Annotated in this window: 2 protein-coding genes; both read right to left on the reverse strand. The window is 68.3% G+C overall.

Features of this window, described 5'->3' with window-relative positions; translation table 11 throughout:
* Positions 1-28: 28 nt before the first annotated feature.
* Positions 29-604: a TerD family protein gene (locus ACFC02_RS42700; protein ID WP_360968808.1), complete on the reverse strand. Its 576-nt coding sequence runs from the start codon at positions 602-604 to the stop codon at positions 29-31.
* Positions 605-756: 152 nt separating this feature from the next.
* Positions 757-1,215 (reverse strand): peroxiredoxin, encoded by a 459-nt coding sequence (locus tag ACFC02_RS42705; protein WP_376368455.1) that lies wholly within the window; start codon positions 1,213-1,215, stop codon positions 757-759.
* Between the last annotated feature and the right edge of the window lie 76 nt (positions 1,216-1,291).

Raw genomic sequence — 1,291 nt, forward strand, 5'->3', positions numbered from 1 at the left:
GCGCCGGACGGTCGGGCTGCTGCGCCGCTCAGACGTTGACGCCGAAGTCCTGGGCGATGCCGCGCAGGCCCGAGGCGTACCCCTGACCGATGGCGCGGAACTTCCACTCGGCGCCGTGCCGGTACAGCTCGCCGAAGACCATGGCGGTCTCGGTGGAGGCGTCCTCGCTCAGGTCGTACCTGGCGATCTCCGCGCCGCCGGCCTGGTTCACCACGCGGATGTAGGCGTTGCGGACCTGGCCGAAGGACTGCTGGCGGTTCTCGGCGTCGTAGATGGAGACCGGGAAGACGATCTTGTCGACGTCGGCCGGGACGCCCGCGAGGTCGACCTTGATGACCTCGTCGTCGCCCTCGCCCTCACCGGTGAGGTTGTCGCCGGTGTGCTCGACCGAGCCGTCGGGGCTCTTGAGGTTGTTGAAGAAGACGAAGTTCTGGTCGTTGCCGACCTTGCCCGAGTTGTTCAGCAGCAGGGCGCTGGCGTCGAGGTCGAAGTCGGTGCCGGTCGTCGTCCGGGCGTCCCAGCCCAGGCCGACGAGGACCGCGGTCAGGCCCGGGGCCTCCTTCGAAAGCGAAACGTTGCCGCCCTTGCTGAGGCTGACTCCCACGAGTCCTCCATTGGTGTCCGGGGGCGGGGAGCCCCGTCGTGCATCGGATATGGGATCAACGTCTCGATCCTAGTGACGGGTTCCCGCACCACGCAGGCCCTGTGGCCGAAGATTCCCAGGTGTCGGGCCCCGGGACGGCGCACAGGCGCGGCTCACAGGGTGTCGAGCGCCTTCACGTACTCGTTCAGGTCGCGCGCGTCCGGCAGCCCGTTGACCACGGTCCACCGCACGACACCGTCCTTGTCGATGATGAAGGTCCCGCGCACGGCGCAGCCCTTGTCCTCGTCGAAGACGCCGTAGGCGCGCGAAGTGTTGCCGTGCGGCCAGAAATCGCTCAGGAGGGGGTACTCCAGGCCCTCCTGCTCGGCGAAGACGCGCAGGGTGTGGATGGAGTCGTTGGAGACGGCGAGCAGCTGGGTGCCGTCGTTGACGAACTTCGGCAGGTTGTCGCGCAGCGCGCACAGCTCGCCGGTGCACACGCCGGTGAAGGCGAACGGGTAGAAGAGCAGCACCACGTTCTTCTCGCCGCGGAAGTCGGACAGCCGCACGGTGCGGCCGTGGTTGTCCTTCAGCTCGAAGCCGGGTGCCTTGTCGCCGACCTGGATCGCCATGGTGCTGCTTCCCTTCGGTGGGGCTGTTCGGGTGGGACCACCCTACGCAGCCGTCACCGCACGCCCGCGGACGGGC

The sequence above is a fragment of the Streptomyces sp. NPDC056160 genome, from assembly GCF_042268205.1.
In the GTDB taxonomy this organism is placed as follows: domain Bacteria; phylum Actinomycetota; class Actinomycetes; order Streptomycetales; family Streptomycetaceae; genus Streptomyces.

What these genes read in the sequence shown, in the direction of transcription:
- ACFC02_RS42705 (WP_376368455.1), bottom strand. Translation starts at nt 1,215, where the DNA reads ATGGCGATCCAGGTCGGCGACAAGGCACCCGGCTTCGAGCTGAAGGAC.